This window comes from Sphingomonas sp. (assembly GCF_019242355.1).
Taxonomy (GTDB): Bacteria; Pseudomonadota; Alphaproteobacteria; order Sphingomonadales; family Sphingomonadaceae; genus Sphingomicrobium.
This window is the reverse complement of sequence record NZ_JAFAVR010000099.1, coordinates 1-3,769: the sequence shown is the minus strand read 5'-3', so window position 1 is coordinate 3,769 and position 3,769 is coordinate 1. Positions and strand designations below refer to the sequence as shown.

The 3,769-nt window shown below is 63.1% G+C and carries 3 protein-coding genes and 1 pseudogene; 1 reads left to right on the top strand and 3 read right to left on the bottom strand.

Annotation, left to right across the window (positions count from 1 at the left end; translation table 11 throughout):
• On the top strand, nt 1–596 hold a 596-nt coding region (locus tag JOZ79_RS04660; protein ID WP_294071283.1), incomplete at its 5' end, for a hypothetical protein.
• A gap of 112 nt (nt 597–708) precedes the next feature.
• Here the strand turns inward: JOZ79_RS04660 and JOZ79_RS04655 are convergent.
• From JOZ79_RS04655 to JOZ79_RS04645, 3 genes and pseudogenes are all read right to left on the bottom strand, one after another.
• Nucleotides 709–1,512, bottom strand: coding sequence for a fumarylacetoacetate hydrolase family protein (locus JOZ79_RS04655; protein ID WP_366514793.1), 804 nt, complete (start codon nt 1,510–1,512; stop codon nt 709–711).
• A 153-nt stretch (nt 1,513–1,665) separates the two neighbouring features.
• Nucleotides 1,666–3,468, bottom strand: a complete 1,803-nt coding sequence (locus tag JOZ79_RS04650) for a hydantoinase B/oxoprolinase family protein (RefSeq protein ID WP_294071280.1) — start codon at nt 3,466–3,468, stop codon at nt 1,666–1,668.
• A pseudogene (locus JOZ79_RS04645) lies at nt 3,461–3,769 on the bottom strand (hypothetical protein); the annotation flags it as partial. The gene JOZ79_RS04650 and the pseudogene JOZ79_RS04645, both read right to left, overlap by 8 nt.

Below are 3,769 nucleotides of genomic sequence, written 5' to 3'. Positions count from 1 at the left end.
AGGGCCGCGGCACGATGCCGCACGCGCTGATCGGCTACGCCGGCTCCACGCTCCGCGCCGCGGAAATGTTCCACGAGACATTTCCGGACGAGAACCTCACCGTCCTCGTCGACTATTTCGGCCGCGAGGTAAGCGACGGCTTAAATGTCTGCCGCCGTTTTTCTGACCTCGCCGCCGCCGGGCGCGTCGCGCTGCGCCTCGACACCCACGGCGGCCGCTTCGTCGAAGGTTTAAGCCCCGCCGAGAGCTACGCGGTCCTGGAACGCCACGCCCCCGGCGCGATCCGCCGCTACCGCAGCGACACCGAGCTCCGCCATCTGATCGGCACCGGCGTCTCCGCCGCCGCCATCTGGCACCTGCGCGAGTCGCTGGACGCCGCCGGATACCCGCGCGTGCGTCTCGTGGTCTCCTCCGGCTTCGGCGTCGAAAAATGCCAGACGATGGCCGACGCCCGCGCCCCGATCGACGTGGTGGGCACTGGCAGCTTCATCCCCGCCCTCTGGCCCGAAACCTACGCCACCGCCGACATCGTCGAATACGACGGCGAACCCATGGTCAAACTCGGCCGCGAATTTCTGCTGCGCTCTCGCCGATAACCCCGCCCACCCACCGTCATTGCGAGGCGCGCAGTTCTGCGGCAGCGGCAGCGGCAGCCGATTGCGCAAAGCCGAATTGGGTCCCGAATCCGCTCTCCGGAAAACACTCCTGTCAGCCCTCGTCGGCAACTCCGTTCCGCAGAACACCCAGCCGATCCAACTCGACCTCGACCGTATCGCCTGGCTTCAGCCAAAGTGGCGGGTTGCGCTTTGCGCCTACCCCGCCTGGAGTACCCGTCGCGATCACGTCCCCGGGCTCGAGCCGTGTGAATGTCGAGCAGTATTCGATCTGGCGTGGGATGTCGAAGATCATTTGTTCGATCAGCGCATCTTGGACGACCTGGCCGTTCACTCGCGTCTGGAGACGAAGCTTGCCAAGGTCGCCCAGCTCGTCCGGCGTCACCATCCAAGGCCCGAGAGCGCCGGTGTTGGGGAAGTTCTTGCCCGGATGGAACTGATGCGTGTGGCGCTGGAAATCCCGCACGCTGCCGTCATTGTAGAGGGAGTAGCCCGCGATGTGATCCCACGCAGCGTCACGGGAGATGTACCGGCCCGGCTTGCCGATGATGACCGCAACCTCACCCTCGAAATCCAGATCTTGCGAGACGCGGGGACGGATGATGTTCGCGAGATGACCGATCTGGCTATTCGCATGACGGGCAAAGACGGTTGGATTCTCCACCTCCGTTCGGCCGGTTTCCTTGCGATGGGTCTCGTAGTTCAGTCCGATGCACAAGATCTTGTCAGGATTTGGAATGAGCGGAAGCCAAGTGATGGCTGACAGCTTGTGCCGGGGCGCCTCGGAGGCGCTTTCGCCAACCTGCTGCAATGCGCCGGCCACAATCGCCGACTTCAGGTCCGGGTACCGGTCTCGCAACACCGATCCTAAATCCAACACTTCGTCGCCTTCGATCACGCCCCATGTCGGAGCGCCGTTCGTCTGGAAGCTGGTAAATCTCATTTCTACCGTCCTCAGCATTCGGAAGACCGAAGTCCTCCTTTGATTGCGGCTCAGTTCGTTGACGCGACCGTGCGCTCGCGGTCTGACGGCGAGCGCGCATCGGTTGGCTTAGCCGGGCAGGAATTCGAGTTCCTGATACTTCGGATCGGAACTCGGCCGAGAAGGCTTGTGCCGCGCCAGCTGCCGACGCCGGGCTGCCGTCCCGTCTGCGTCGACGCTGCCCTCGGGCTTGAGCACCACACCGTAATCGTCGAGGGCGGCTGCCCGGCTGACATAGCCGAGGCGAACGTCGCGCGCGACCGACTCGGGGTCGCGCTCGACGGCCGGGCCGAAGCCGCCACCGCCGCCTGACTGCATCATGTAGGCGTCGCCCTTGCGCAGCCGCACATTGAAGACCTTGGCGTTGGCAAAGTCGGTCTTCCACTCGCTCCCGGTTCGGATGCCGATCCCGTTCCCGACCGCCTCGCCGCCGCCAGCCAGGCCCCAAGGGCGGCAATGCACGCGGTCAATGCGAGTCGTCAGCGAGAACGGTGCCAACGCCTGAACGACCATCTCCGCCCCTAGCCCGCCGCGGAACTTGCCCGGTCCGGCACTGTCGGAGCGGAGGCGATACCGCTCGACCAAAACCGGGAACTTCGATTCGAGCTGCTCGGTCGGGCTGTTGTGAGTGTCCCCGTCATTGATGCAGACGGTCGCGGAGACGCCATCCTCGGTCGCCTTGGCGCCCCAGCCGCCACCGAGCGGGCCGATGCCGACGATGTAGAACCGGCCGTCGTTGGGTGAGATGCCGTGGATGTTCGGGAATACAAGGTCGGCGTGATGCCCGGCGGCGACCTGCTTAGGGATCGCCTCCGACAAAGCCTTTATGATCGTGTCGATTACCGTCATCGGAAACGTCATCCACACCCGCATCGGTGCTGGACGCTCAGCGCTCACGATCGTGCCGGGCGGGATGATGACTGTAAGATTGCGGAAGCTGCCATCCGTCACCGGGTAATCCGTTGGCGATGTTAAGCATTTGTGGGCGACTTGCGCGCAGGCATAGCCGGTGGTGATCCCGGAGTTGTAGAAGCCGCGCACCTGCCTGGAGACGTCCGAGAGGTCGATCGTCATCTCGTCCCCGCGCACCTCGACCCGCACCCGAATCGGCACGCGTTCGCCGACTTCAAGTCCGTCATCGTCCATGAAGGATTCCGCTTCGTACATCCCATCCGGGATGCGGCGCGTGTTGGCGCGAGCCGTCTGCTCAGCCTGGTCCATGATGACGGATACGGCATCGAGCACCTGCTCGGGTCCATAGCGACCCAACAACTCGAGGAATCGGCGTTCACCAGTCGTTACGGCCGTGATTTGCGCGCGCAGGTCGCCCATCGCCCGTTCTGGAAGTCGAACGTTCATTGCGATGATGTCCACCAGCTCCTGATTGACCTCGCCGGCGCGCCGATATTTGACGATCGGGATTTGAATTCCTTCGGAATAGATGTCTGTTGTCACGGTCCCGAGGGTGCCACCGACATCCAGCCAGTGCGCCATGCAGCAGGCAAATGCGGTGAGCTTACCCTGGTAGAAGATCGGCATGGTGAAGGTGAAGTGGTTGAGGTGACTTCCCGTCGTGTAAGCGTCGTTGGTCACCAGGATGTCGCCGGGATGGATGTTCTCCAACCCGTAGTGGCTGATCTTCGCCTTTACTGTCTCCGACATGCCGCGAATGAACATCGGCAGGCCGAGGCCAATCGAGATCGTCTCACCTGCGGCCGTGAACAGACCGACGGTGAAGTCCAGCGCCTCGTAGATAATGAGGTTGTACGCGGTCCGCATCAGGTTTGTTTTCATCTCCTCGGTCACCGCAAGCACGCCCTTGCGGATGATCTCGACGGTAATCGGGTCCACCGTTTGCTTAGTCTCAGACATTGCGTTCACTCCCGATCTCGATGACGAGATTTCCAAATTCATCGACTGTCATGACATCCCCCGGGAAGATGACGGTGGTAGAAGCGTGCTCTTCGATCAGCGCAGGTCCCTCGACCCGATTGCCGCTACGCAGCTCCGGACGTCGATATACTTTCGTCGGCAGGAACTTGGCATTGTAGTAGACCGGCTTCTCCGCACGGAGCGCGCCCTTCTCGGGCTCGGCCTCGCCGCGCGTCACGGGAAGCTGCGGCGGCTTGGGCATCACGCCCGAGACCGTCGCGCGCAGGCTGACCAGCTCCGC

Coding starts and splice junctions, on each gene's coding strand:
- JOZ79_RS04650 (WP_294071280.1), bottom strand. CDS start 3,468: ATGTCTGAGACTAAGCAAACGGTGGACCCGATTACCGTCGAGATCATC.